General features: G+C 68.1%; 24 protein-coding genes. 13 read left to right on the top strand and 11 right to left on the bottom strand.

Annotated elements, in window-relative coordinates:
• Positions 1-152: 152 nt before the first annotated feature.
• The 4 genes from AC4AMJ_RS18190 (at position 153) to AC4AMJ_RS18175 (ending at position 5,493) form a co-directional block, all read left to right on the top strand.
• Entirely contained in the window at positions 153-1,523 is a 1,371-nt protein-coding gene (locus tag AC4AMJ_RS18190; protein ID WP_489913737.1) for an MFS transporter, read from the top strand.
• A gap of 125 nt (positions 1,524-1,648) precedes the next feature.
• Positions 1,649-2,782: a thiolase family protein gene (locus tag AC4AMJ_RS18185; protein WP_489899631.1), complete on the top strand. Its 1,134-nt coding sequence runs from the start codon at positions 1,649-1,651 to the stop codon at positions 2,780-2,782.
• A 303-nt stretch (positions 2,783-3,085) separates the two neighbouring features.
• Positions 3,086-3,850: an SDR family NAD(P)-dependent oxidoreductase gene (locus AC4AMJ_RS18180; protein WP_489899632.1), complete on the top strand. Its 765-nt coding sequence runs from the start codon at positions 3,086-3,088 to the stop codon at positions 3,848-3,850.
• Positions 3,851-3,858: 8 nt separating this feature from the next.
• Complete coding sequence (locus AC4AMJ_RS18175) at positions 3,859-5,493, top strand: class I adenylate-forming enzyme family protein (RefSeq protein ID WP_489913735.1); 1,635 nt, start codon at positions 3,859-3,861, stop codon at positions 5,491-5,493.
• A 118-nt stretch (positions 5,494-5,611) separates the two neighbouring features.
• Here the strand turns inward: AC4AMJ_RS18175 and AC4AMJ_RS18170 are convergent, their stop codons facing one another.
• Together AC4AMJ_RS18170 and AC4AMJ_RS18165 are read right to left on the bottom strand one after the other, a co-directional pair.
• Positions 5,612-6,796, bottom strand: a complete 1,185-nt coding sequence (locus AC4AMJ_RS18170) for an acyl-CoA dehydrogenase family protein (protein WP_489913733.1) — start codon at positions 6,794-6,796, stop codon at positions 5,612-5,614.
• Between the two features lie 93 nt (positions 6,797-6,889).
• Positions 6,890-8,056 carry a copper resistance D family protein gene (locus tag AC4AMJ_RS18165; protein ID WP_489913731.1) on the bottom strand — a complete coding sequence of 389 codons (1,167 nt, stop codon included), beginning with the start codon at positions 8,054-8,056 and terminating at the stop codon, positions 6,890-6,892.
• A 189-nt stretch (positions 8,057-8,245) separates the two neighbouring features.
• Between AC4AMJ_RS18165 and fabG the strand changes: the two genes are divergently transcribed.
• Entirely contained in the window at positions 8,246-9,004 is a 759-nt protein-coding gene (fabG, locus tag AC4AMJ_RS18160) for a 3-oxoacyl-ACP reductase FabG (RefSeq protein WP_489913729.1), read from the top strand.
• Between the two features lie 43 nt (positions 9,005-9,047).
• The gene (locus AC4AMJ_RS18155; protein WP_489899637.1) at positions 9,048-10,271 is read left to right on the top strand and encodes an acetyl-CoA C-acetyltransferase; all 1,224 of its coding nucleotides are present in this window, start codon (positions 9,048-9,050) and stop codon (positions 10,269-10,271) included.
• 235 nt (positions 10,272-10,506) lie between these two features.
• On the opposite strand, the gene AC4AMJ_RS18150 is transcribed toward AC4AMJ_RS18155, so the two are convergent.
• Genes AC4AMJ_RS18150 through AC4AMJ_RS18135 form a run of 4 tightly spaced genes read right to left on the bottom strand, consistent with a single transcriptional unit; the run spans position 10,507 to position 14,206 of the window.
• Positions 10,507-11,382 (bottom strand): LysR family transcriptional regulator, encoded by an 876-nt coding sequence (locus AC4AMJ_RS18150; protein ID WP_489899638.1) that lies wholly within the window; start codon positions 11,380-11,382, stop codon positions 10,507-10,509.
• A gap of 5 nt (positions 11,383-11,387) precedes the next feature.
• A complete protein-coding gene (locus AC4AMJ_RS18145; protein ID WP_489913727.1) occupies positions 11,388-12,305 on the bottom strand; it encodes a LysR family transcriptional regulator in 918 nt (305 codons plus the stop codon).
• 33 nt (positions 12,306-12,338) lie between these two features.
• A complete protein-coding gene (locus AC4AMJ_RS18140) occupies positions 12,339-13,100 on the bottom strand; it encodes a crotonase/enoyl-CoA hydratase family protein (RefSeq protein WP_489899640.1) in 762 nt (253 codons plus the stop codon).
• A complete protein-coding gene (locus tag AC4AMJ_RS18135; protein WP_489913725.1) occupies positions 13,097-14,206 on the bottom strand; it encodes an MBL fold metallo-hydrolase in 1,110 nt (369 codons plus the stop codon). Before AC4AMJ_RS18135 ends, AC4AMJ_RS18140 begins: the two co-directional genes overlap by 4 nt.
• A 188-nt stretch (positions 14,207-14,394) precedes the next feature.
• Between AC4AMJ_RS18135 and AC4AMJ_RS18130 the strand changes: the two genes are divergently transcribed.
• Positions 14,395-15,552 carry a CaiB/BaiF CoA transferase family protein gene (locus tag AC4AMJ_RS18130; protein ID WP_489913723.1) on the top strand — a complete coding sequence of 386 codons (1,158 nt, stop codon included), beginning with the start codon at positions 14,395-14,397 and terminating at the stop codon, positions 15,550-15,552.
• Positions 15,553-15,867: 315 nt separating this feature from the next.
• Here the strand turns inward: AC4AMJ_RS18130 and AC4AMJ_RS18125 are convergent, their stop codons facing one another.
• From AC4AMJ_RS18125 to AC4AMJ_RS18115, 3 genes are all read right to left on the bottom strand, one after another.
• Positions 15,868-17,013 (bottom strand): CoA transferase, encoded by a 1,146-nt coding sequence (locus AC4AMJ_RS18125; RefSeq protein ID WP_489899643.1) that lies wholly within the window; start codon positions 17,011-17,013, stop codon positions 15,868-15,870.
• A 61-nt stretch (positions 17,014-17,074) separates the two neighbouring features.
• Positions 17,075-18,079 (bottom strand): MaoC family dehydratase, encoded by a 1,005-nt coding sequence (locus AC4AMJ_RS18120; RefSeq protein ID WP_489913721.1) that lies wholly within the window; start codon positions 18,077-18,079, stop codon positions 17,075-17,077.
• On the bottom strand, positions 18,076-18,918 hold the full coding sequence (locus AC4AMJ_RS18115; RefSeq protein ID WP_489913719.1) for an HpcH/HpaI aldolase/citrate lyase family protein: 843 nt from the start codon (positions 18,916-18,918) through the stop codon (positions 18,076-18,078). The genes AC4AMJ_RS18120 and AC4AMJ_RS18115 overlap by 4 nt, the downstream gene beginning before the upstream one ends.
• 172 nt (positions 18,919-19,090) lie before the next feature.
• Here AC4AMJ_RS18115 and AC4AMJ_RS18110 point away from each other — a divergent pair, with 172 nt between their 5' ends.
• Together AC4AMJ_RS18110 and AC4AMJ_RS18105 are read left to right on the top strand one after the other, a co-directional pair.
• Positions 19,091-20,242, top strand: coding sequence for an acyl-CoA dehydrogenase family protein (locus tag AC4AMJ_RS18110; RefSeq protein WP_489913717.1), 1,152 nt, complete (start codon positions 19,091-19,093; stop codon positions 20,240-20,242).
• A 21-nt stretch (positions 20,243-20,263) separates the two neighbouring features.
• Entirely contained in the window at positions 20,264-21,004 is a 741-nt protein-coding gene (locus AC4AMJ_RS18105; protein ID WP_489899647.1) for a GntR family transcriptional regulator, read from the top strand.
• A gap of 37 nt (positions 21,005-21,041) precedes the next feature.
• Here the strand turns inward: AC4AMJ_RS18105 and menC are convergent, their stop codons facing one another.
• A complete protein-coding gene (gene menC, locus AC4AMJ_RS18100; protein ID WP_489913715.1) occupies positions 21,042-22,142 on the bottom strand; it encodes an o-succinylbenzoate synthase in 1,101 nt (366 codons plus the stop codon).
• Between the two features lie 28 nt (positions 22,143-22,170).
• Positions 22,171-22,986, bottom strand: coding sequence for a GNAT family N-acetyltransferase (locus AC4AMJ_RS18095; RefSeq protein ID WP_489913713.1), 816 nt, complete (start codon positions 22,984-22,986; stop codon positions 22,171-22,173).
• A gap of 67 nt (positions 22,987-23,053) precedes the next feature.
• On the opposite strand from AC4AMJ_RS18095, the gene AC4AMJ_RS18090 reads away from it, so the two are divergent.
• The 4 genes from AC4AMJ_RS18090 to AC4AMJ_RS18075 all read left to right on the top strand — a co-directional run bounded on the left by AC4AMJ_RS18090 (position 23,054) and on the right by AC4AMJ_RS18075 (position 25,952).
• Complete coding sequence (locus AC4AMJ_RS18090; RefSeq protein WP_489913711.1) at positions 23,054-23,581, top strand: YtxH domain-containing protein; 528 nt, start codon at positions 23,054-23,056, stop codon at positions 23,579-23,581.
• A gap of 132 nt (positions 23,582-23,713) precedes the next feature.
• Positions 23,714-24,460 carry a YcnI family protein gene (locus AC4AMJ_RS18085; protein ID WP_489899651.1) on the top strand — a complete coding sequence of 249 codons (747 nt, stop codon included), beginning with the start codon at positions 23,714-23,716 and terminating at the stop codon, positions 24,458-24,460.
• Positions 24,453-24,998 (top strand): copper resistance CopC family protein, encoded by a 546-nt coding sequence (locus tag AC4AMJ_RS18080; RefSeq protein ID WP_489899652.1) that lies wholly within the window; start codon positions 24,453-24,455, stop codon positions 24,996-24,998. Before AC4AMJ_RS18085 ends, AC4AMJ_RS18080 begins: the two co-directional genes overlap by 8 nt.
• 15 nt (positions 24,999-25,013) lie before the next feature.
• Positions 25,014-25,952: a copper resistance D family protein gene (locus AC4AMJ_RS18075; protein ID WP_489913709.1), complete on the top strand. Its 939-nt coding sequence runs from the start codon at positions 25,014-25,016 to the stop codon at positions 25,950-25,952.
• Positions 25,953-25,966 lie beyond the last annotated feature (14 nt).

The following is a 25,966-nucleotide window of genomic DNA, read 5'->3' as shown; positions in this document are numbered from 1 at the left end:
ACGGACATTGCTCGTGATCACGACGAGACGCTTCAATCGAGTCGGATGTGATGCACACCACGTCAGCCACTCGTGACGAGACGGTCCATCTCATGTCTCGTGTCACCGTCTCGTGTCACCGCTCATCCCCCGGTTATCCGAAGGAGCTGCCCATGCCGACCAGCAGAACAGATCAGGACACGACCAGCAGAGACCTGTCGGTGAGCCACGCTCCCGTTCCCGCAGTGGACGGCCGAGGCCGCGCCTGGGGTCTGACCTCGCTGCTCGTGGCCCTCTACGTCGTCAACTACGCCGACAAGGCCGTCCTCGGCATCATCGCTCAACCGCTGGCCGACGAGCTCGGCCTGCGGTCATCGCAGATCGGCCTGGTCGGCAGCCTGTTCTTCCTGACCTTCACGATCGGCGGCTTCTTCGCCGGCGCCCTCAATCGCTGGCTCACGCTCCGGTGGGCGTTGGTCCTGCTCGCGTTGTGTTGGGCGGTGGCGATGCTGCCGCTGGTGGCGGTCGCCGCCTTTGCGGTGCTGATCGTCAGCCGGCTCTTCCTCGGCCTCGCCGAAGGTCCGAGCTCGGCGCTGCTGCACACAGCGGCCTACTCCTGGCATCCGCCGGCGAAGCGTGCGCTGCCCGGAGCACTGCTGGCCGGTGCGGCATCGATCGCGAAGATCGCCGTCGCACCCGTGCTCGCGGTGATCAGCGTCAGCCTCGGGTGGCGTGCCGCACTGGTGGCCCTGGCGGTCGCCGGCCTGCTGTGGTGCGTGATCTGGCTCGCGACCTGGACCGATGGCCCGTACATCTCCGGAGCCAAGAAGGCGAAGCAGACCGCCCTGTCGGACGCCGACGAACCGGCGGTGCCGTGGGTCCGCATCTTCACCTCGCGGACGTTCATCAGCGGCGCTCTCCTCGTGATGAGCGTGTACGCGATGGTCACCGTCGTGCTCACCTGGCTGCCGTCGTACTTCGAGAAGGGACTGGGATACAGCCGACTGCAGGCCGGGTCGATGTTCGCCTTCCCGTCGATCGCCGGGCTGGCGTTGATGCTGCTGACCTCCATCGTCGGCGACCGACTCATCTCGCGTGGTGCCACCTCACGCAAGGTCCGTGTGATCGTGCCGGCCGTGGGCGTTCTGGTGTCGGGTGTGCTGCTGACCTTCCTGCCGTCGATCGGCACACCGGGCCTGGCCGTGCTGGTGGTGTCGGTGGGTTACGGCTTCGCCACGACCGTATTCCCGCTGTTCAACGCGGCGATCTCGGAGATCTGTCCGCCACGCCAGACCGCCGGCACGCTCGGGGTGTTCCTGGCGATCATGGCGATCGGCGGGCTCGTCGCGCCGTATGCGACCGGCGTCATCGTCGACAATGCGTCGAGCCCGGCGGCGGGTTATGCGACGTCGTTCCAGATCCTCGGGATCGTCGCGTCTGTGTGCGCGGTCATCGCTCTGGTCTTCGCCAACCCGGAACGGGACAAGGTGCTGGTCCGACGTGGTCTGGCAGCACCGTCGGACACCCCGGCGCACGGATCATAGGCGCGGGCTATCCGACCGTGAGTGTGAATCTACTTGTGATCCAACCGGCTTCGTGGTCGATTCGAGTAAGGGCCCGATGACCCTGCCACAGCTGTCCGAACCACACGTCAGTAGAAGGAAGTCCCATGCGTGATGCAGTGATCGTCGATGCGGTCCGTACCCCGATCGGCCGCCGGCGTGGCGCCCTGTCGGGCATCCATCCCGCCGACCTGTCGGCGCACGTCCTCGAGGCCCTGGTCGAGCGGACCGGCCTCGACCCGGCGGCCGTCGACGACGTGGTCTGGGGATGTGTCAGTCAGGCGTCCGAGCAGGCCGGCAATGTCGCCCGTACGGCGATACTCGCGGCGGGATGGCCGGAGTCGGTACCGGGCACCACGGTGACCAGGGCGTGCGGATCGAGCCAGCAGGCGCTGTCGATGGCCGCGGCCGCAGTCGCCTCCGGCCAGCAGGACATCGTGGTCGCCGGCGGGGTGGAGTCGATGAGCCGGGTGCCGATGGGCAGCGCCGCCCCGAACGGCGAGAGCCAGCCGGCCACGGTCCTCGACCGCTACGGTGTCGATCGCTTCAGCCAGGGCGTCGGTGCGGAGATGATGGCCGAGAAGTGGTCGCTGAGCCGAACAGCTCTGGACGAGTTCTCCTTGCGCTCACACGAACTGGCCGCGGCCGCCGCCGACGCCGGCGCCTTCGACGGACAGCTCGCGCCGATCTCCGGCGTCCTCGAAGGCGATGAGGGTATCCGCCGCGGCGGCACCCTCGAGTCGATGGCGGCCCTGAAACCGGCCTTCAAGGAAGACGGTGTCATCCACGCGGGCAACGCCTCCCAGATCTCCGATGGCGCCGGCGCGTTGCTGGTCATGGGTGGCGACACCGCCCGGGAGCGTGGCCTGACCCCCATCGCCCGGGTGCACACAGCCGTGGTCGCCGGCGACGACCCGGTGATCATGCTCACCGCACCGATCGCGGCGACCGCCAAGGCCCTCAAGCGGTCCGGACTGTCGATCGGTGAGATCGGCGCGTTCGAGATCAACGAGGCCTTCGCGCCCGTGCCGCTCGCTTGGCAGATGGAAACCGGTGCCGATGCGGCGCGCCTCAACCCACTCGGCGGCGCCATAGCGGTCGGCCATCCCCTCGGCGGGTCGGGCGCGATCCTGATGACGCGCCTGCTTCACCACATGCGCGACAATGGTATTCGCTACGGCCTGCAGTCCATGTGCGAGGCCGGCGGCATGGCCAACGCCACCATCGTCGAACTGCTCTGACAGCAGCGTGGGGTCTCGATACGTCGTCTCGCCTAGCGGCTCGGCGTCTACTCGACCAGCGGGGGGCGGGGTCTCGATACGTCGTCTCGCCTAGCGGCTCGGCGTCTACTCGACCAGCGGGTGGGCGGGGTCTCGATACGTCGTCTCGCCTAGCGGCTCGGCGACTACTCGACCAGCGGGGCGGGCGCCGGCTCGACGACTACTTGACCGGCGGGGGCGCCGGCTCGGCGACTACTTGACCAGCGGGGGCGCCGGCTCGACGACTACTCGACCAGCGGGTAGGCGGTAAACCAAAGGAGAACAGTGGAACTCAAAGGACAATCGTTCGCGATCACCGGCGGGGCGTCGGGTCTCGGACTCGCGACAGCGAGCCGCATCGTCGACGCCGGAGGCCTCGTCACCCTGATCGACCTACCCACGTCCGACGGTGCGGCCGTCGCCGACGAACTCGGGTCGTCGGCGAGCTTCGCCGCGGCCGACATCACCGATCGGGAGCAGTTCGCCACGGCACTCGACATCGCGGACGACCGGGGTGGACTCCGAGGGCTGGTCCACTGTGCGGGTGCCGGACGACGCATGCGAATCCTCGACAAGGACGGCAAGGCCGGATCGCTCGAGGATTTCGAGTTCGTCATCAGGCTCAACCTGATCGGTTCCTTCAATGCGCTGTCGCTGGGAGCCGAGCGGATGGCACGGCTCGACGACCTCGACGGCGAGCGGGGCTGCATCGTGCTGACCGCCTCGGTGGCGGCGTTCGAGGGGCAGATCGGCCAGATCAACTACAGCGCATCGAAAGCCGGCATCGTCGGGATGACGATCGTGGCCGCGCGTGATCTGGCGAGCAAGCTCATCCGGGTGAATACCATCGCACCCGGAACGATGGACACACCGCTGCTGTCCCGGCTGCGTGACGACGTTCGGCAGTCGCTGGCCGCGAGCATCCCCAACCCGTCCCGGCTCGGGAAGCCGTCGGAGTTCGGTCAACTCGCCGTGTCCATCCTGGAGAACAGCTACCTCAACGGTGAGACGATTCGCCTCGACGGCGCAATCCGGATGGCACCGCGGTGACCGCGGCGATGGCGACCACCGAACTGCACTATCCCGACGTCGCCATGCCGGCGCTGCCGCCGAGCATGGCACGCATGTACGGACCGCGTGCGGCGGTCGTCGACGGTGAGCGGGTGTTGAGCTACGACGAACTCGACGTCGAAACCGCCCGCGTGGCCGCGGCGTTGCGGTCTGCGGGCGTCGCCGACCGCGACGTGGTGCTGCTGCATCTGGCCAACAGCATCGAGTTCGTCATCGCCTACTACGGTTCGCTGCGTGCCGGGGCCACCGTGACCCTGGTCAATCCGCTACAGCCGGTGCCGGGTCTGCGGTCCCAACTGGTGGAGACCCGCGCGGTCGCCGCGTTCACCGGGTCCGAACAGCTCGGTCGGCTGCTCGAAGCGGCCGAGGACTCCCACCTGCTGGCGGTCGTCCTGGCCGAGGCCGATGTGGAGTCGGCGCCCCGGGGCGTCGTCTCGCTGGCCGATTTCACCGCGGGTCACTCCATCGCGCCGACCACGACGGTCAGCGCATCCGATATCGCCCATCTGGCGTTCACCGGTGGGACCACGGGTGTGTCCAAAGGTGTCTCGGTCCTGCATCGGAACGTGATCGGAAATGCCACCCAGATGATCGCGTGGCGCGCCGACCATGAGGTCATCGAGGGCGGTGACGGCTACGTGCAGCTCCGTCCCCGTGTCGGCGAGTCCCGGGGAGTGGATCCCGGTGATGCGGCCTCCGTGGTGGTGTCGCCGCTCTTTCATGCCCACGCCCTGATCAACATGTCGTTCCTGCTGCTGTGCGGTGCCACCCAGATCCTGGCCGGGCGGTTCGATCCGGCAAAGATGCTCGAGCTCATCGAGCGTCACCGGGCCACCTACATCACCGGCAGCCCGGCGATGTGGCATGCGCTGGCAACCCATCCCGACGTCGCCCGGCGTGACCTGTCGTCGGTGCGGGTGGTGTCGTCCGGTGCAGCTCCGATCGACCGGGTCACCCTGACCAACCTGCGGTCGGCCTTCTCGTCCGGCTCGGTCGTCGAGGGATACGGTCTCACCGAGGCCACCTGCCTGGTGTCGTCGGCGCCGCTGACCCGCGGCGGCGAATACCGACTCGGCAGTGTGGGGTTGCCGGTCTTCGACACCGAGGTGCAGATCCGGTCCGTCGACGACCCGGCGATCGTGCTCGGACGGGGTGAGCGGGGTGAGCTCTGGGTGCGGGGACCGCAGATCACGGCGGGCTACCTCGGACATCCGGAGATCACCGCCGCCCAGTATGTCGACGGCTGGCTCGATACCGGTGACATCGCCTACCTCGACTCCGACGGGTACCTCTACATCTGCGATCGCGCCAAGGACATGCTGATCTACAAGGGCTACAACGTGTATCCGCGTGAGCTCGAGGAGATCCTGGTCACCCACCCCGATGTGGCGTCGGCGGCCGTCGTCGGTCGGGAGGCGGGCAGCGTCGGCCAGGAGCCGGTCGCCTTCCTCGTTCCGAAGGATGGCCACGTCATCGACGAAGAGGTCGTCGCGGCCTTCGTCGCCGAGCAGGTGCTGCCGTACAAGAAGATCCGTGACGTGATCGTCGTGGATACGCTGCCGACGTCGGCGGCCGGCAAGATCCAGAAGGTCGCCCTGCGCGAGCGCCTCGACACCGCCTGATCGCAGTCACGCCTTGTTCTTCCGGCGGAAATGCGTTCGTCCCCTTGATATTTCAAGGGGACGAACGCATTTACGGCGTAAGAACCGAGCGGGGCAGCCGAGCGGGGCAGCTGAGCGGTCAGCCGCGCTGCGCCTGCTTGACCAGGTTCCGGCCGACGATGAGGCGCTGGATCTCGCTCGTGCCCTCATAGAGGCGTAGCAAGCGCACGTCGCGGTAGATGCGCTCGACCGGGACGTCGCGCATGTACCCGCTGCCGCCGTGGATCTGCACGGCCAGATCGGCCACCTTGCCCACCATCTCGGTGCAGAACAGCTTGGCCGCCGACGGTGCGATACGCCGGTCGGTCTCATCGACCCAGGCGCGCGCGGCGTCGCGAACCATCGCACGGCCGGCCATCACTCCGGTCTGCTGGTCGGCGAGCATGGCCTGGACGAGCTGGAACTCGCCGATCGGCGTGCCGCCCTGGGTGGCGGTCGCCGCCCAGGCGACCGATTCGTCGAGCGCGCGCTGCGCGGTACCGACCGACAACGCCGCGATGTGGACCCGTCCGCGGGCCAGCGACGTCATCGCCGCCCGATATCCGACGTCCTCGCTCCCGCCGACCAGCGCGGAGTCCGGCACCCGCACCTCGTCGAAGTGGACGTCCGACGTCCAGGCGCCTTCCTGGCCCATCTTGCGGTCCTTGCTGCCGACGGTGATTCCCGCCGAGTCGGCAGGCACCAGGAACACCGCGATGCCCGTCCCGTTCTTGTCGGCCGGGCGGGTCCGCGCGAACACCACGAAGAGATCCGCGAGCGGGGCGTTGGTGATGAACCGCTTCTCCCCGGTGATCACCCAATCGGAGCCATCGCGGACCGCCTTGGTCCGCAGACCCGCGGGGTCCGAGCCGGCGCCGGGCTCGGTCAGTGCGAAGGACGCGACCACCTCACCGGACGCGATTTTCTCCAGCCACGCCGACTTCTGTTCGTCGGTGCCGAAACCGACGAGGACCTGCCCGGCGATGCCGTTGTTGGTGCCGAACATCGACCGCAGTGACAGCGACGTGTAGCCGAGTTCCATCGCCAGTTCGACGTCCTGGGTGAGGTCGAGGCCGAGGCCGCCCCACTCCTGCGGAATCGCGTATCCGAACAGGCCCATGTCCTTCGCGGTCGCCCGGATGTCGTCGGGGATGGCGTCGGTGTCGAGGATCTCCTGTTCGCGCGGGACGACCTTCTCGCGGACGAATTCACGTGTCGCGGCAAGAATGTCGGCGAAGTCGTCGGCGCTGACCTGCGGCGCGACAGGGGTTTCGGTGGTCGTCATGGCTTCACTCTGCGCCGCCGGCCTGTGCGTGTCCAATACGAACTGGTGCAACAGACCGTTAGCCGATACGAATGGCCACGGCTGATCACAGTGTCATCGGGGAGCCGAGGGGGACACCGCAGCGGTTCGAGGACGCGGGTCGACCGCACGCGTCCGGGTGCCCAGCCACAGTGCCACGCCGACCAGCGCGACGAGCAGGACCCCGGTGCCGAAGACTGTCAGGTCAAAGGAGCGGGCATCCGCCCAGCCGGCTTCCTGGCGCGCCGACCCGCGGAGGAAGGGCACCACCACGAGTACCCCCACCGCGAGCATCGATTCGATCGCGACCACCTTCGGAAAGTGATCGACCGCGAGACGTAACGCCGACGAGTCGTCGCCGGATGCGCGGGCGGTGCGGATGCGCGGCAGCAGGACCCGCACGTTGTAGGCGCCGGCGATCAGCAGGCCGAGCACCATCAGGAGCTTGATGCCCAGGTAGCGGCCGTAGGCGGTGGTCAGCAACTGAGCGGGCGTCCCGACGTGCGACCACGCCAGCCAGGCGCCGCTCACCAGGATCATGCCCACCGCCCACAGCGCGACGAGACTGAACCGGGTCCAGATCTGTGTCCAGTCGTCGGTCAGCCGGCGCGAGTCGCCGATGGACAGTTCCTGCCGTTGTGCTCGGCCCGTGAGCCCGATGACGAGCATCACCACCAGCCCGCCGATCCACAGTAGTGCGCCGAGCACATGCAGGGCGGTCAGGCCGCTGCGGGCCAGGCTGTCGGCAGACAGCGCACCGAACGGGAGGTAGGGCACCATCGCCGTCGCGACTCCGACCGCCACACTGAGCCAGCCGAACAGACGGCCGGGACGCAGGTACAGGCCCACGAGGAACAGCACCGATACGAGGTAGCCGCCCAGCTGGATCAGGGCCAAGGTCCCGGCGCCGATCGAGCTGCCGTGACCGGGCGCGGCGTGGACGAACGCATTCACCACGCTCGGGTCGAGGCCGTGGACGAGACCGACGTCGGCCGACGAGGCAGCCGCCACAGCGAACTGGATCAGCGCGGTGAGGACCACGAAGGCGCTCACCGGGACGATGATCCGTCGCGCGCGAGCCGCCACGATGCCGCCGTCTCTTTGGGGCCGCGCGAGGTAGGCAAAGGTGAGCCCCATTCCGACCACGGCGGACAGCCCGAGGTAGTAGAGGACGTTGGTGATGATCTCGGTGGCCTCCGGATTCGGTGGGACCTGTGCGGCGAGGGTGGCGACGGAACTCATGCAGATCAGTGAAGTCGACGTGCCTGCAAGAACGCTGTGAGGACACTGCGGCGTCTCTGCGTGCCAGGTTCACTGATTCGTCCGGTGAAACGCTCCGATAGCTGATGCGAATGGTCACGACGGGTTCGAAGCGCAGATCGAGCGGTAGATTCAACGGCGACATCAATCGGCAGAAAGACGGTGACGCAGGTGCGATCGAGCCACAACCCCGCCTCCCTCGACGGACAGACAGCAGTGATCACCGGGGGTGCGCAGGGCATCGGCTTCGAGATCGCCCGCTCCTTCGTCGACGTCGGTGCCCGCGTCGTCATCGGTGACCTGAACATCGATGCCGCCCAGGCCGCGGCGGACAAGCTCGGCGGCGCCGAGGTGGCGCGTGCGGTGCGCTGCAACGTCACCGAGGCCGATGACGTCGATGCTCTGCTCGCGGACGCGGTCGAGAACTTCGGGTCACTCGACGTGATGGTCAACAACGCCGGTATCACCCGTGACGCCACCATGCGCACCATGACCGAAGACGACTTCGACCTCGTCATCTCGGTGCACCTCAAGGGCACCTGGAACGGCACCCGTAAAGCGTCGGCGATCATGCGTGAGGCCAAACGTGGTGCGATCGTGAACATCTCGTCGTTGTCCGGCAAGGTCGGCATGGTCGGGCAGACGAACTATTCAGCCGCCAAGGCCGGCATCGTCGGTATGACCAAGGCCGCGGCCAAGGAGATGGCCCACCACGGCGTGCGGGTCAACGCGATTCAGCCCGGGCTCATCCGGTCCGCGATGACCGAGGCGATGCCGCAGAAGGCCTGGGACGCGAAAATGGCCGAGATCCCGATGCAGCGCGCCGGTGAGGTCGAGGAGGTCGCCTCGGTCGCCCTGTTCCTGGCGTCCGACATGTCCTCGTACATGACCGGCACCGTTCTCGAGGTGACCGGCGGACGGTTCATGTGAGTGGCCCGGTAGCCGGCTCACCATCGACATCGAAAGGCCTGCAATGAGAGACATCGTCATCTGTGAACCCGTCCGGACACCGATCGGACGGTACGGCGGCATGTTCAAGAACGTGACCGCCGTCGAACTCGGTGTCACGGCGCTGCGCGGCATGCTCGAGCGGTCCGGGCTTGCCCCGGAGTCGGTCGAGGACGTGATCCTCGGGCACTGCAACGGCAACAGCGAGGCGCCGGCGATCGGCCGGGTCGTCGCGCTCGACGCCGGTTTGCCGATCACGGTGGGCGGCATGCACATCGACCGCCGATGCGGGTCAGGTCTGCAGGCCGTCATCCAAGCAGGATTCCAGGTGGCCGGCGGCGACAACGACGTCGTCGTCGCGGGCGGAACCGAGTCGATGAGCAACGCCTCGTTCTACTCCACCGATATGCGGTGGGGTGGAGCCCGGTCGGGTATCACCATGCACGACAGTCTGGTTCGCGCGCGGTCCACGGCCGGCGGCAAGAACTATCCGGTGCCCGGTGGCATGATCGAGACCGCCGAGAACCTGCGTAAAGAGTACGAGATCTCCCGCGAGGAACAGGACGAACTCGCCGTCGAGTCCCATCTGCGGGCGGTCCGGGCGCAGAAGGACGGGGTCCTCGCCGAGGAGATCGTCCCGGTCACGGTGCCCGGTCGCGGCGGTGACCAGGTGATCGACACCGACGAACACCCGCGTCCCGACGTCTCCGTGGAATCGCTGGCAAAGCTCAAGCCGATCATGGGCAAGGAAGATCCCGACGCCACGGTCACCGCGGGGAATGCCAGCGGGCAGAACGACGCCGCGGCGATGTGTATCGTCACCACGCCGGAGATCGCCGAGAAGCACAGCCTGCGCCCCCTGGTCCGGCTGGTCTCCTGGGCGGTGGCCGGGGTGCCGCCGCGCACCATGGGAATCGGTCCGGTACCCGCCACCGAAAAGGCCTTGGCCAAGGCCGGTCTGACCCTCGCCGACATCGACGTCATCGAGCTCAACGAGGCCTTCGCGGCGCAGGCGCTGGCAGTCACCCGGGAGTGGGGATTCGGTCGGTTCGGCTCGGGCGGCGACTTCGACCGCACCAACGTCCACGGGTCCGGTATCTCACTGGGGCACCCGGTGGGCGCTACCGGTGTGCGCATGCTCGCGTCGCTGGCCCGCGAGATGGTGCGCCGGGAGGCGCGCTACGGCCTCGAGACGATGTGCATCGGCGGCGGCCAAGGCCTGGCCGCCATTTTCGAGCGAGTCGGATAGTAGACCAACCGCACCCGACCAACCGCGCCCGCCCAAACGCACCCGACCGCCCCTCGCCATCAGCACGGAGGTCGAGAGAACCCAAAATTCCACCGACAGCACCCTGCGATCCGGTGGTCAGCCGAACGAGCAGACCAGCCTTGGGTGCTGTCGGTGGAATATTGGGTTCTCTCGACGTGTAGCGAGTCCGGGCTAGTCGAGTGACCCCCGTGCGGGGCACGCTGGGACGCTCAGTTCATCGACGTCCGGCGTCGCCGATGAGTTCCACGAAGGCTTGGCCGACCGGCGACAGTGCGGCAGGGTCGTAGGCGATGGCGAAGGGCCGCACGAACCGTGGCTCCACCGTCCGGACCACGGCGCGGTCGGCGACTGACTCGGCCATGGTCTTCTCGAGAATGGAGCCGCCGATGCCGGCAAGGACCATCGGGAGGCGCTCCTCGCGATGTTCGGAGAGGACGGCCAGCGGCGGCCGCACCCCGGCGACCCGGATGGCTTCTTCGATCTCGTCGGCGACCGACTGGCCGCGCGGCACGAACACCATGGGGATCGACGGTAGTTCCTCCAACGGGATCGGGCCGTCGGGAACCTCGGTGCCGGGCGGATAGACGAGGAGGTATTCCTGTTCGCCGAGTACCACGACCTCCAGTTCGTCACCGGCGATCGGCAGGTGGGCGACCACGAACTCGCAATGTCCGTCCTCGATCACCGACGCCGCGCGCGTCTCGTCGCGGAGCTCGCCGAATCTCACCGTCACATGCGGGTATTCGTCCCGGAAATGTGCGATGAGGTCGATGATCGGCCCGCTCGCCACCGAGGGCGACGACATGATGTCCAGCCGCCCGGTGAGTTCGTCCGCCGACGCCGACAACATGTCCTCGACCGCGCCGACATCGCGGATGATCTGCCGCGCCGGGCCCACCATCGTGCGCCCGGCAGCGCTCAACACCATGCCACGCCCGATCCGATGGAACAACGGCACCCCCAGCTCCCGTTCGAGGGCCCGAAGTGCTTGCGACACAGTCGGTTGGGCGACACCGAGAGCGCCGGCGGCCCCGCCGATGCCCTCGTGCTCGACGACGGCGAGGAAGTATTCGATCTGTCGGAGTTCCATCGGCCCTACAGATCTGCGAACTCGGTCGGATCGCCGTCAGGTACCGCGGTGGCCGCTCCCACATGGCTTTTCGCAACCGCGATGAACGCCATCGCCGCCGGTGACGGGTGGCCGGAGCGCAACACCAGACCGAATGGGCGGGTCAGCGGCGGATCGAGTCGATAGCGTCGGGCGTGGGGCATCTGCTGCTCGGCCACCACGCGCGGGGAGATCGTGGCGCCGGTGCCGTGGGCGACGAGATCCCAGGTCGCGGTGGGATGGGCGCAATCCACCACGATGTTGCGTCCGTCGTCATCGATGACGTCGGCGAGCACATCGGCGCCCCCGGGGTCGCCGGTGTCGACGATGAGCGGGATCGACCGCACAGTGTGCCGCGGCACCGGATCGGTGAGCGACGAGTCCAGCCGGTGCGGCACGGCCAGCGCGAGTTCCTGATCGCCGAGCGGTATCACGGTGAAAGTCGCGTGTTCGGCCGCGGCGTCCATCAGACCGACCTCGGCGTCACCCCGCCGCAGCGCCGCCAGCACACCGCTGGGCCCGTCCGCGGCGACGACCCGCACGGCCAGGCGCGGGAATCGCTCGCGGAAGACGCGGACCATCTCGACCATCGGATCGAGACTGAACGCGGCATGGGTGACGACGTCGACCCGGCCGGCCCTCAGTTCGCGGACCGAATCGACCTTCGCCTTGGCGCGGTCCACGTCGGCGAGGATGCGGCGCGCCGCGACGTCGAGTTTGCGTCCCGCCTCGGTGAGTTCGAGGCGCCGACCCGACCGGTCGAACAAGGTCACCCCCAGTCGTCGCTCCAGCGTTCGGATGGCCTGCGACAGTGAGGGTTGCGAGATGTACAGGGACTGGGCCGCCTTGGTGATCCCGCCATGATCGACCACCGCAACGAAGTACGTGACGAGGTGCAGGTCCACAGGGCTATCGTACGGAGCGCGAACTCCCGTCGATCACTTTCCGGTCCAGTTCGGGGCGCGCTTCTCCGCGAACGCCAACGCACCCTCCTGGGCGTCCTGCGACGAGAACACCGGTGCCAGGTACTCCCACTGTGCCTTGACCAGATCGGGGTCGGTGTAGCGGATCGCCATCGACATCACCTGCTTGGTCGCCCGCACGGCGAGCGGGCCGTTGGCGGCGACCCTCGCCGCGAGCTCACGCGCGGCGGCGAGCGCCTCGCCCGGTTCGGCCAGCTGATTGACCAGACCGAACTCGTGGGCCCGGGCGGCGGTGAGGGGATCGCCGGTCAGGGCCATCTCCATGGCGAGCTGGTAGGGCAATGTCTTCGGCAGCCGCAGCAGGCCGCCCGCCGCGGCGGCGAGACCGCGTTTGACCTCGGGGATGCCGAACTTGGAGTCACGGGCGGCGACGATCAGATCGGCGCTGAGCGCGAGCTCGCAACCCCCGGCCAGCGCCCACCCCTCGACGGCGGCGATCAGCGGTTTGGTGGGCGGTGACTCGGACAGACCGCCGAACCCGCGGCCCGGCAGGGAGACGTTCTCGCCGCGGGTGAAGGCCTTGAGGTCCATGCCGGCACAGAACGTTCCGCCGGCGCCGGTGAGGATGCCGATCGTGAGGTCGTCGCGTGCCTCGAGTTCGTCGATGGCCGCCGCGATGCCCTCGGACACCTCGAGGTTGACCGCGTTCTTCGCCTCGGGCCGATTGATGGTGATGACGGCGACGCCGTCGGCGAACTCGGTTTCTACTGCGCTCATCGGCGGTTCTCCTCTGTGATCGCGGACGCGGTGGGGGTGGATGGAGCGGTGACGGACCGGGCCGGGGCACTCAGCGACCAGCGGATCGGGATGCCCTCGGTGGGCGTCAGGATGCCGCGCTGCTGGAGCACGATGAGGTGCGCGTTGGTCTCACCCAGCGCCATCCGGCTCAGCGGCACCGACAGTTGTTCGAAGGGGCGTGACCAGGTCACCGAGCGGGTGATCTCCCAGGCCGTGCTCTGCGGTTCGGCGGCGACGGCCTCGGTGATCTCGGCGAGCCGTTCCTCGTGATGGCCGAGCAGATGGGTGACCCGGTCGGCGAGTCCGCGGAACCGGTATTCGTGGGACGGCAACGCTTCGAGGTCCGGCAGATGTTCGGTGTTCGCCAGCGAGATGAGGTACTCCGACAGCGGGTTGTGGGATTGGAATCTGTTCGTCGACACATTCGGACTGATGCGGGGCAGCAGATGATCGCCGGTGAAGATGACGCCGGCGTCCTCGTCGACGAAGCACAGGTGGCCGGCGGTGTGTCCGGGCGTCCACAGCGCGCGGACATTCCAGCCCGGCAGATTCAGCGCATCGCCGTCGTCGAGTTCGACATCCATGGTGCGACCGTCCGGGAGCCGGGCGATCTCGCGGAAACCGGTGTCGACGACGTCGGTCGGCGCGCCGTGGATCTCGAGGTCCCGCTGGGCGTTGTCGATCTGCCTCTCGATCTCCGCATCGGTGACATGGTGCAGGTGACGGGCGTCGTTGCGGTGCATCGCCAGGACCGGGTCGGCGTGCTCGAGCAGGCGGGGGACCAGTCCGAAATGATCCGGGTGCAGGTGGGTGATCGACACGTGACGGACGTCGGAGATGTCGTGCCCGGTGGTGTGTAGACCTGCCACCAGGGTGTCCCACGACTCGTCGGTGTTCCATCCCGTGTCGATCAGCGCCACGCCGTCGGGCAGGGCGAGCGCGTAGATGAGGACGTAGCGCAGCGGGTTCGACGGCATCGGAACCGGGATCGACCAGAGTCCGGGCCGGACCTCCTCGACCGGGGGCATCACCTTCTCCGCCCAGGCCTCGCGCTGACGATGGCCGGTGACCTCGATCGTGGTCATTTCACCTCCAGATGACGCCGCCGACGATCCGGACGGTTGCGGCGATCAACTTCCATCGGATCATGAGGGGTCCTTCATGTTCAAAGTGGGTCCGACTCAGACCCCATGAGGAACTACCTATGTCCATACCGTGGACTGGCCGTGCGCGCTGGTTGACGTGGCACGCACGCGCGGGTGATCGTTCTTCGGTGACTGCCGATCCTTCCTTGTTGCCCCTTGACGGGATCACCGTCGTCGCCCTCGAACAAGCTGTCGCGGCTCCGTTGGCGACCCGCCACCTCGCGGACATGGGAGCGCGGGTCATCAAGGTCGAACGGGTCGGTGAAGGGGACTTCGCCCGCAACTATGACGATGCCGTACACGGTCTGGCCTCGCATTTCGTGTGGCTGAACCGCGGCAAGGAGTCTCTGGAGCTGGATCTCAAGACCTCGGAGGGTCGCGACATCCTGCACCGGCTCTTCGCCCGGTCCGACGTGTTCCTGCAGAACCTCGCGCCGGGTGCGGCGGCCCGGCTGGGCTTCGGAGCCGACGACTTGCGTGCCGATCACCCCGAACTCATCGTCGTGGACATGTCCGGGTACGGCTCGGCGGGACCCTACCGAGATCGCAAGGCCTACGACATGCTGGTGCAGGCCGAGGCCGGGCTGATCTCGGTGACGGGCAGCCCCGACGAGGCGGCGAAGACGGGTATCCCGACGTCGGACATCGCCGCGGGGATGTACGCGCTCACGTCGATCCTGAGTGCCCTGGTACGTCGCGGGACGACCGGTGCCGGAGCATCCGTCGCGGTGTCCATGTTCGATGCGACCGTCGAGTGGATGGGCCACCCGATGTACATGCGTCTGTACGGAGACCGCCAGATCCAGCGATCCGGTGTCGGGCACGCGGCCATCGTGCCCTACGACCGGTACCCGACAAGTGACGGCGAGATCCTCATCGGGGTGCAGAACGACCGTGGTTGGCGGGTGCTGATCGCCGACGTGCTGGCGCGTCCGGAACTCGCCGACGACCCGCGCTACGCCACCAACATCGAGAGGGTGCGGCGACGCGCGGAGGTGGATGCGCTCGTGGCGGCAGAGACCAAACGCTTCACGTCCGACGAGCTCGACGACAAGCTCGCGGCAGCAGGTATCCCGGCCGCCGAGGTCCGCGAGCTCGACGGCGTCGTCGCACATCCGCAACTGGCCGAACGCGACCGGTGGCGCGACGTCGACACCGAGGCCGGCCCGATCCGTGCGCTGCTGCCCCCGATGACCTTCGCCGACGTCGAGATGCGGATGGGTGCCGTGCCATCACTCGGTGAGCACACTGATGCGATCCTTGCCGAGCTCCAAGACCCTAGGTGAGCGTGGTGACCTTGGTCTCCCAACCCGCCCGGCGGAGGCTGAGAGAACTCATGTTCACGTCGATGGAAACCTTTCGCGCCGAGAGAACCCAGAATTTCGCCGAGAGAACCCGGTGTCTACGTCGATGGAAGCCTTTCGCGCCGAGAGAACCCAGAATTTCGCCGAGAGAACCCGGATTTGCAGCGAGAGGATCACTTTCGCGACAAGGCCGGGTTCTCTCGACGAAATTCTGGGTTCTCTCGGCCTCCGTCTGGCGGGTTGGGAGCCCAAGTCACCAGGTTCTGTCGGGCGCCGTGGAGGGGTTGGGAGCCAAAGTCACCACGGGTTTTGGGTGTCGGCACCGAGCTCTCGGGCCGGGGCGGTGAAGTAGTGCTCGCCGTCGAAGGCGGCGGGGAGGCCGGCGGCGAGGAAGCGGCCGATGCGGGGCTGATCGAGCTCGGCGAACATCGGGTTGGTGGCGAGTTCGCCACTGGCGACGACGTCGTCGAAGCTGCGATATTGCTGCGAGAGCACCGATGACTTCTCCAGGGCCGCAGCCACCTCGGTGCTGGTGTGGCGGGCGAACCAGGGTGCGAACAACGCGTTGAGTACGGCCCGGTGGGTGAATCGGTCGTCCTCGCGGCGGAAGTCGGCGCCGAGCGCCTTTTCCACCGCCTCGACCGCATCGCTCACCTCGGTGAGCTCGACGAGATCACGGAAATGGCGGGGTGTGAGTGCCACGAGCATGAAGCGACCGCCGTCGGATGCCTCGAAATCGGTTCCGTACGTGCCGTATACATCGTTCCCGGTACCCACCCGACCGGTGCCGTTCACCTGCGGCTCGGTCAGATAGCCGAGCGTGCTGGCGATCGAGAGTGCGGTGTCCTCCAGCGGAAGCGTGATGTGGGCGCCCACCCCGGAGGCCTCTCGTCGCCGGACCGCGGCCGAGATGGCCAGGGCCGCATAGAGTCCGCACACGACGTCCCACGCCGGCAGAACATGATTGACCGGCTCGGTGTGCTCGACCGGGCCGGTGACCATCGGGAACCCGAGTCCGGCGTTGACCGTGTAGTCGACGCCGGGGGTGCCGTCGGTGCGGCCGAGGATCTCGCACGTGATGACATCGGGGCGCAGTGTGCTCAGCGTCTCGTGGCTCATCCACGACCGGCCGGCCTGGTTGGTCAGCAGGATGCCGCCGCCGGCGCCGGATTCGGTCACCAGTCGTTGCACCAAGGCCTGCCCCGACTCGCTGCGCAGGTCGGCGGTGACCGACTGCTTGCCCTTGTTCAGCCCGGTCCAGTAGATCGACTCACCGTCGGCGGTGACCGGCCAGCGGTTGATGTCGGCCGCGCCGCCGATCGGGTCGACGCGGATCACCTCGGCACCGAGTTGCGAGAGGGTCAGGCCCGCCAACGGCGACGCCACGAAGCTCGACACCTCCACGACGCGCAGTCCGGCCAGCGGCTTGTCGGTAGTGGTCACGGAAGTGCTCCTTCGATCGAACGGAAGTCGGTCTGGGTGAAACAGGCTGTTCGGGAACGGGTTACGCCATGAGTGCGGAATAGCGCCAGTCGAGGACCGGGCGTGTGGTGCCGTCGCTCTCGTGCGCGACGACGATCGAGCGGAGGTCCAACACACCGCCGTCGCCGTCGAGTGGGTTCGCCGCCTCCACGTGCAGTTCGCTGGTCAGCGTGTCACCTTCGTGGACCGGTCCGGTGTGATCGCACGACTCCCAACCCAGCACCGTGACCAGGTTCGGGAGCGCGCGGGTCGCCTGTGCCATCGCCAGCCCGATGGTGTGGCCGCCGTAGACCAGCCGCCCGGCCTGTCCGACCCGCGCGTCGTGGTGGGTGGCCGCGACATTCAAAGTGAGGCGGGCCAGTTCAGGTGCGCTGGAGACGACATCGCCGCTCGAACAGTAGACGTTGCCGGCGAGATCGGGGGAGAAATGCTGCCCGCCCACGGCATCCCGGTATGCCGACAGATCCCATTCGGGCAGCACCGGTTGAGGCTGCGGGTCCGGCCCGACCCGGGACAGATCGTCGGCGGCGGGGATGCGTTCGGGGTCGGCGGACGGACTCAGCGGAAGCATGGCGCACCGGTAGAAATCCAACACCACGTCGTCGTCCTGATTCGTCGTGACGATGTGCAGGGCGGCCAATCCCGTTAAGGCCCGGCCGGGTTTCGACTTGTTCTCGCGCAGCCCGACGACCTCGGTCGCGGTCGTCAACGTATCGCCGATGTGGGGATAGCTCAGGAACCGCAGTCCCCGATAGAACAGGTTGGCCTTCACGTGATGAGTGGCCAGCGTCGACTGGCCGATCGCGAGATCGCAGACCAATCCGGGGTGCGCCACCGGCGCCGAGTGCCCGGTGACACGGCGGGTGAGCGCCGCGTCGAGCGACAGGCGCATCCGATCACCGAGGATCGCCTGGTGCGTGGCGGCGATCCCGGAGGTGATCGTGACCGACGGTGCGTCGTCAAAATGTTGGCCGACTGTCAGTTCGTCGAAGTACGGCCCGCCGACCGCGATCATCGTGCCGGTCATGCCGGATCCGCTTTCGCCAGCACCCGTCGCGCCGACACCGCCAGCGCCTCGTCGAGCATGCGGCCGTCGAGCTTTGCGGCGCCGTCACCGCGTGCCGCAGCCTCCTCGAGTGCCGCGAGCACCCGTCGCGCGTCCTCGACGGCGTCCGGGTCGGGCGTGAATATGGATGTTGCCGTGTCGATCTGGGCCGGGTGGATCACCCAGGTGCCATCGAATCCGAGATCGCGCACCCAGGTTTTGGCATTCCGGAACGCATCGTCGTCGGCGATGGTCAGGTGCGGGCCGTCCACCACGGCCACCCCTGCCGCCCGGGCGGCCACCAGGACGGACTCCTGGATCGGATGCCACACCGACTGGGGCGCCGACGACGAACGACCCAGCGTCGCACCGAGATCGGCATAGCCGATGATCACGGCGTCGAGCCGATCGGTGGCCCCGCAGATGGCGGCGATGTCCCGGATTCCGGTCGGCGTCTCGACAAGGATCTGCAGGCGCACTGGTGCGTCACCGAGAAGCCGATCGGCCTCGACGAGCTGTGCCGGCGATTCCGCCTTGGGCAGCACGGCCGACGACAGTGTGCCCATTCCGGCGCAGGCGGCGAGATCATCGGCGAACCATTCGGTGTCGAACGCGTTGATCCTGATCGACACCGGCCGGTCCCCGCCGAACTCCGCCACCAGTTCGGCGGCGGCCATCCGGGCGGACGTCTTGTTCTCGGGGGTGACGGCGTCCTCGAGGTCGAGAACCACCTCATCGGCGGCGGACGCCAGGGCCTTGCGCGCCTTGCGGTCGTCGGAGGCGGGTGCGACCAGCACCGCCCGTCGTTTGTCTGTGTGCACGCGATCCTCGATCCATGTACGGCCAAATGTGCGGCCAAATTGGTCACCAAGACTCTTACCAGACCTGCGATGACAAGGGAAGTGATCGATCGCCTCTTGACAGCATCGGGCGAGCCAGGAAATATGGCCGTACAAATACAGATAAATGTTGAGTTCCAGCCGAGGTGGGTCCATGAACAGCCTGAACGCCGAAGAATCTTTCCTGGTCGAGACCGTGCGTGCGTTCATCGACCGCGACGTCAAGCCGACGGTGCAGGAGGTGGAACACGCCAACGAGTATCCGGAGAAGTGGATCGAGCAGATGAAGCAGATCGGCATCTACGGTCTCGCCGTCCCGGAGGGGTACGGCGGCTCGCCGGTGTCGATGCCGTGCTACGCGCAGGTCACCCAGGAACTCGCTCGCGGCTGGATGAGTCTGGCGGGGGCGATGGGCGGTCACACCGTCGTCGCGAAACTGCTGGTGTTGTTCGGCACCGAGGAGCAGAAACAGACGTACCTGCCGCGACTGGCGACAGGCGAGATGCGGGCGACGATGGCGCTCACCGAGCCCGGCGGCGGATCGGACCTGCAGAACATGGCCACCGCGGCCAAGGAGGACGGCGACGACCTGGTGATCTCCGGGTCCAAGACCTGGATTTCCAACGCCCGACGGTCCGGGCTGATCGCCCTGTTGTGCAAGACGGACCCGAAGGCGCAGCCGCGCCACCACGGCATCTCCATCGTGCTGTGCGAGCACGGGCCGGGTCTGACCGTCTCCCGGGACCTGCCCAAGCTGGGCTACAAGGGCGTGGAGAGCTGTGAGTTGTCCTTCGACGGCTACCGGGTGCCGAAGTCCTCCATTCTCGGGACGACACCGGGCAAGGGCTTCGGGCAGATGATGAAGGGGCTGGAGACCGGCCGCATCCAGGTCGCGTGTCGGGCGCTCGGGGTCGCGACCGCGGCACTCGAGGATTCGCTGGAGTATGCCCAGCAACGCGAGTCCTTCGGCCAGCCGATCTGGAAGCACCAGTCGATCGGCAACTACCTCGCGGACATGGCCACGAAGCTGACCGCGGCCCGCCAGCTCACCTGGCACGCCGCCGACCAGTACGACAGGGGCGAACGATGCGACATGGAGGCCGGGATGGCCAAGCTGTTCGCATCAGAGGTCGCGATGGAGATCGCGTTGAACGCGGTGCGCATCCACGGCGGCTACGGCTACTCCACCGAGTTCGATGTGGAGCGCTACTTCCGCGACGCCCCTCTGATGATCGTCGGTGAGGGCACCAACGAGATCCAGCGCAATGTCATCGCGGGTCAGCTCGTCGCCCGGGGTGGCATCTGACGAGCGGATAGGATGCTCGCGATGGCTCACCGTGACCTCGCCGAACCCGCGTACCGCGCACTCGCGGGCACGCTGCGTACCCGTATCGCCGAGGGCCGGTATCGGGGCGGGGTCCGCCTGCCGACGGAATCCGAACTGTCCGACGAGTTCGGATTGAGCCGGCAGACCGTGCGCCGCGCATTCCAGGATCTGGTCGCCGAGGGCGCGGTGTACCGCGTGCCCGGGCGTGGGACATTCGCGACCGAGGGTGGCCGATATCTCCGGCAGCTCGGGTCCATCGAGGACCTGATGAACCTGTCCGACGACACCACCATGGAGGTCGTGTCATCGCCGCGACGGCAGGTCGACCTCGATGCGGCCGGTCGTCTCCGTCAGGACACGGATCTGGTCTATCGCATGGCCTTTCGGCGGTTCCACGACGGGATACCGTTTGTCCTGACGACCGTGTGGTGGCCGGATCAGGTGGCCCGGCTGGTCCTCGACCGGTCCGAGCTGGCCGTCGGGGCCACCAGCACCCACACCATGATCGGGCTGCTCGAACCGCACCTGCACCGGCCGATCGCCGAAGCAGCCCAGTCGATCACGGTCGCCGCCGCCGACGCGACGGTCGCCGAGCAGGTGAACTGTGAGGTGGGCCATCCGATGCTGCGGGTGGACCGGCTCTACAGCGACGCCGACGGTGTCCCGGTGGAACTCGCGGTCAGCTACTTCCTGCCCGAGCACTACACCTATCGCGTCACCCTGCGGCGCAGCACCGGCTGAGCTCGACGGCGGCGCGCGGCGACCGCACGCGAGAGCCTCATCCGACCCACTCACTCCACGTGGTGAATTCCGCCAGCGCGTCGTCGAGGGGGTCGACCCCGATACCCGGTCCGGTGGGGACCGCCATCCGCCCGTCGGTCACCGTGAACGGCGGTGTGATGTCACGGTGGAAGTAGCGTTGCGAGGCCGAGATGTCCCCGGGCAGGGTGAATCCCGGCATCGCGGCCAGTGCGAGATTGGCCGCGCGTCCGAGCCCGGTCTCGAGCATGCCGCCGCACCAGACCGGAATCCCATGCGCGACACAGACATCGTGGATTCGCGCCGCTTCCAGATATCCGCCCACGCGGCCCGGTTTGATGTTGACAATGTCGCACGCGCCGCGGCCGATGGCGTCGGCGGCCGACGCAGCGGACACGATGGATTCATCCAGGCACAGCGGCGTCGACATCATCTCCCGCAGCCGGACATGGGTGGTGAGGTCCTCCTCGTCGAAGGGCTGCTCGACGAGAAGCAGATCGAATGCGTCCAGGCTCGCGAGATGTCGGAGGTCGTTGGGTCCGTAGGCCGTGTTCGCGTCCACCTGCAGCGCCACGTCGTCGCCGAACCGCTCCCGTACCGCGCGGGTCGGCGCGACGTCCCAACCCGGCTTGATCTTCAGCTTGATGCGCCGATAACCGGATTCGAGGTGTTCGGCGACCTCGTCGAGCATCTCTTCGATCGACGACGCGATGCCCACCGACACGCCGACCGGCACCGACGAGGCGACTCCGCCGAGGCGGTCCGCGAGCGGCATCCCCGCGGCGCGCAGCTCGGCGTCGAGCACGGCCGCCTCGAGCGCGGCCTTGGCCATCCGTTGCCCCTTGATGTGGGCGAGCGTCGGACCGACATCGATCGCCCGGACGTCACCGGCGACGATCGGCGGGATCAGGAAGCGGCGCAGCACATCGATCGCCCCGTCGGTGTACTCCTCCGAGTAGAGCGGTTCGTCGATGGAGACGCATTCGCCCCAGCCCTCGCACTGCGGTGCGACGACCCGGACCAACAGCGCAGCGCGCACGGTCTCCGTCGCGAACGACGTCTGGAACGGCGCCACCAGCGGAAGCTCCACCCGTCGGAGTTCGACGCCGGTGATCTTCATGCGGTGATCGTCAGGAGGTGGCCGGCCTTCATGAGCCCGGAGGGACCACGACGTAGTGGCCGGACCGCAGGAAGCGGGTCGTCGGCGCGTGTGTGTGGTCGTCGGCGAAGCGCGGCGCCAGCGCCTCTCGCACCGCGCTGCGCCAGCGCGACGCGGTCACCGGGTGGGTGCGGCGCATCGCCTCGATGTCGCGCGGGACCGGGACCACGGTGATCGAGTCAGACGACAGGTCGCCGACGGCCTGCGGCTCGTCGTCGGCGATCGCGACGGCCAGCTGGGCGCCGGAGGCGAGCAGGTCGTCGACCTGCTCACCGATCGGCACCGGCGGGGGCGAGGAATCCAGCGACCACGAGACGAGCAACCGATCGCTCTCGTCGCCACCGGCCAGTTCGTCGCCGAGCTCGCCGTAGAAGTCGCGGTAGTAGCGGATCGGAACCGCGCCGAGCTTACTGATGTTGAAGTAGGCGTTGCGTGCGACCAAGGGATCAAAAGTCCAGGTGATCGTGGTCAAGCCGTGCGCCAACGCCCAGTCACGCTGATGCATTTTCAGGGCGTGGCCGACGTTGTGCCCGCGCCCGATCCGCGAGACCCCGGTGACGTGGCTGTGCAAGGTGGTGCCGACGGGTGCCGCGAAGAACCCCACGCTGCCACCGGCCAGCCGATCGCCGACGTAGGCCCCCACCACATAGTTGCCGGCGTGCGACAACGCCCGCATCATGTCGACACTCACCGGCCGGTTGCCGGGGTCGGGGTGCCAGACGTCGTCGAACACCCGCGTCAGCTTCTCCAGATCCGCGGGGGAGCTGAGTTCACGGATCTCGACATCGGTCCCTGTGTGCGGCATGCCGTCATTCTTTCACCGTCGACCGTGCCGGAAGGTCGACTCGCGCCGACACCTACTATTGGCCTCGATGAACTCCGCGGCACATGACCGGTCGCCCGACGCGCTGGCCCGCGTCGCGGCCGGCATCGTCGTGCCGGCCGTGGCGGTGGCCGCTCACGGGGTGGGCGCCGGAACGGTGCCGAGCGCGGCGGGAGTGTTGCTCACCGCGTTCATCGGTGGTCTCGTAGCGCTTGCCGTCGGCGAGCAACGCCGTCGATCCGCATGGGCCGCCACCGTGCGCATGGCCGTGGTGCTGGCCGCGGCGCAAGCCGCCGCCCACGTGGCGATGACGGTGGCGCACGGCCCGATGGCCATGCACCATGATGCGATCCTGCCGATGACGCTGACCCACGTCATCGCCATCCCGCTCAGCGCGGTACTCATCGTCGCCGGGACGGGTCTGCTCGCCGCCCTCACCTCGTCGATCCGGCGTTGGGTTCCGCCACGCCCGGTCATGGCTCTACCGGTCATCGCCGCTCGATGGGTGGCGCCTCATGTGAGGACCGGGGTCGTGGTCGGCGGCGGCGGAGTGCGCGGTCCGCCGGTATCCGACTGAGATGATCCACCGCTCGCGCAATCCCGGGCGGTGCATCGTCGCGCATTCTTCCTCCCACCGGAATCCCCGGGTCCGACGCGTCGTCGACCCGTGGAAAGTCCGTGTGGCCACACGAACCCGAAAGACACACGCATGAACAACAGAATGATCCGACGACTGGCCGTGCCCGCTGCGGCCCTGGCCATCGCCGCGACCGCCACCTTCACCGGTGTCGGTGCGGCATCGGCGCATGTGAGCGCCAACGCCCCGACCCTCACCCAGGGTGGCTACGGGGTCGTCACCCTGGTGGTGCCGAATGAATCCGACACCGCCGCGACGACCGCGCTGACCGTGACGCTGCCGAAGCTGAAGTCGGCGCGTCCCGAGGTCATGTCCGGGTGGAAGACGACGGTCGTCAAGGACCCGTCGACCGAGGAGGTCACCTCGATCACCTGGACCGCCCTGCCCGGCACTCCGGGGGTGCCGATCGGTGAGTTCGCGCAGTTCCGCTTCTCCGGCGGTCCATTCCCCGAACAGGACAGCGTGACGCTTCCCGCCACCCAGACATACGCCGACGGCGAGAAGGTCGACTGGACCCAACCCATGGGCGAGGACGGCTCCGAGCCCGAGCATCCGGCACCCACCATCACTCTCCCGGCGGCCGAGGAAGGCACCGATCATCACGGCGGGTCGAGCGCGTCGACCGACGGTGGCTCGAGCGTCGGGCAGGCGGAGATGGGTGAGTCGGAATCGACCGACGGCGCCGCCCGGTGGCTCGGTGGTATCGGTCTCGTACTCGGCGCGCTCGGCGCCGTGATCGGTGTGGCCGCACTGGTCCGCAGCGGCCGACGTGGCGCGCCGACCACCTCGACGCCCGGCGAGAAAGACGGCGATGCCTAGTCATCGCCGCCTGCCCGCGGTCCTCACCGTGCTCGCCGGTGTGCTGCTCACCGGCATGATCGGTACCTGGGTGGCGCCGATCGCCTCCGCACACTCCCGGGTGGTGTCGTCGGTTCCGGATGACGGCGCCACCGTGCAGACCGGGCCGCAGCGGGTCACCATCACGTTCAACGAGGCGCTGCAGGAGACGTTCGCGGTGCTCACCGTGGTCGGCCCCGACGGCAACTACTGGCAGGACGGGGATGCGACGGTCGACGGCCCGCGACTGAGCGTCGCGCTGCGCGACCTCGGGCCGAAAGGGACCTACACCGTCAACTACCGCGTGACGTCGGCCGACGGCCATCCCGTGGACGGTCAGCGCACCTTCGACCTGGCCGTCGCGGGAAACGGGACACCCGGCCCGGCGGCGGAGACCGCGTCCGGTGATGACGGCGGACCACCACTGTGGCCGTTCATCGCCGGCGCGATCGTGCTGTTGGTGGGCGGTCTCGGGGTGGTGCTGTGGATGACGCGCCGATCCCCGAGACGCTCGTCGTGACGGACGTGCGCTGACATGAGCATCGTCGGCGGACGCACGCCGGATCGGGATTCCGGGGTCCGTGAACTCGCCCTTCCGGGTGCGTTCGCCGCGATGTTCGTCGGTCTCGGACTGTGCTGGGTGCTGGCCGCCCCGGCCGGACCCGAGGCGGTGGCAGTGCCTGCGACCGCAGCCCTCGGGGCCACCGTTCTGCTGCTGGGCCTGGGGGCACTGCCCGCCCTCGGTCTCGACCCGTCGGCGCGGCTCATCGGCATCGCCGGCGCCGCGTGGTTCGCCTCGGCGCTGCTCGCGGCGTGGGTGCGTACCGCGGATCAGGTCGGCACGTCGCCGGTGCAGGTCAGCGTCGGACAGTTCGCCGATACACTGCGCGCTGGGGCTCCCGAACTCATCGCACTGATCGTGTCCGCGCTGGCGGTTGCGCTGGCCGTCATCCATGTGGTGGGCCGAATCGATCCGCCGGTCGCCGTGTACGCGATCCTCGCCGCGATCGGCCTGCTCGCGACGTCGATCACCGGCCACGCAGGCCAACACGCCATCGGGCCGATCCTGGTCGGTGCACACGCCCTGGCCGCCGGCTGGTGGTGCGGAACGTTGGCAGCGATGGCCCTGACGATCCGAGGGCGAGCCGGGTGGGCATCAGCGCTACCGGACTTCTCCACCCGCGCCCTGTGGGCCGTCGCCCTGATCGCGGTGACCGGCGTGATCACCGGGGTGACCGAGGTCGGCGGTGTCGACCAGCTCATCGAGACCGGCTACGGCCGAGTGTTGCTCGCCAAGGTGGTCGGCCTGGCCGTGCTGATCGGGCTGGGTGCCCGCCACCGCCGGCGGTGGGTGCCGGCTGTGGCAAGGCACCGGGTCACCGCCGTCGTCTCACTGCGCCTGGCGGTCGGGGAAGTGCTGATGATGGCTGTGGTCCTCGGACTCGCGACCGGCCTGTCGACGACCGCACCGTGACGGCGATCGTCGAC

The sequence above is a fragment of the Gordonia sp. LMA484 genome, from assembly GCF_058129505.1.
The sequence above is the reverse complement of the archived record's forward strand: the minus strand, read 5'-3'. Positions and strand labels throughout refer to the sequence as shown.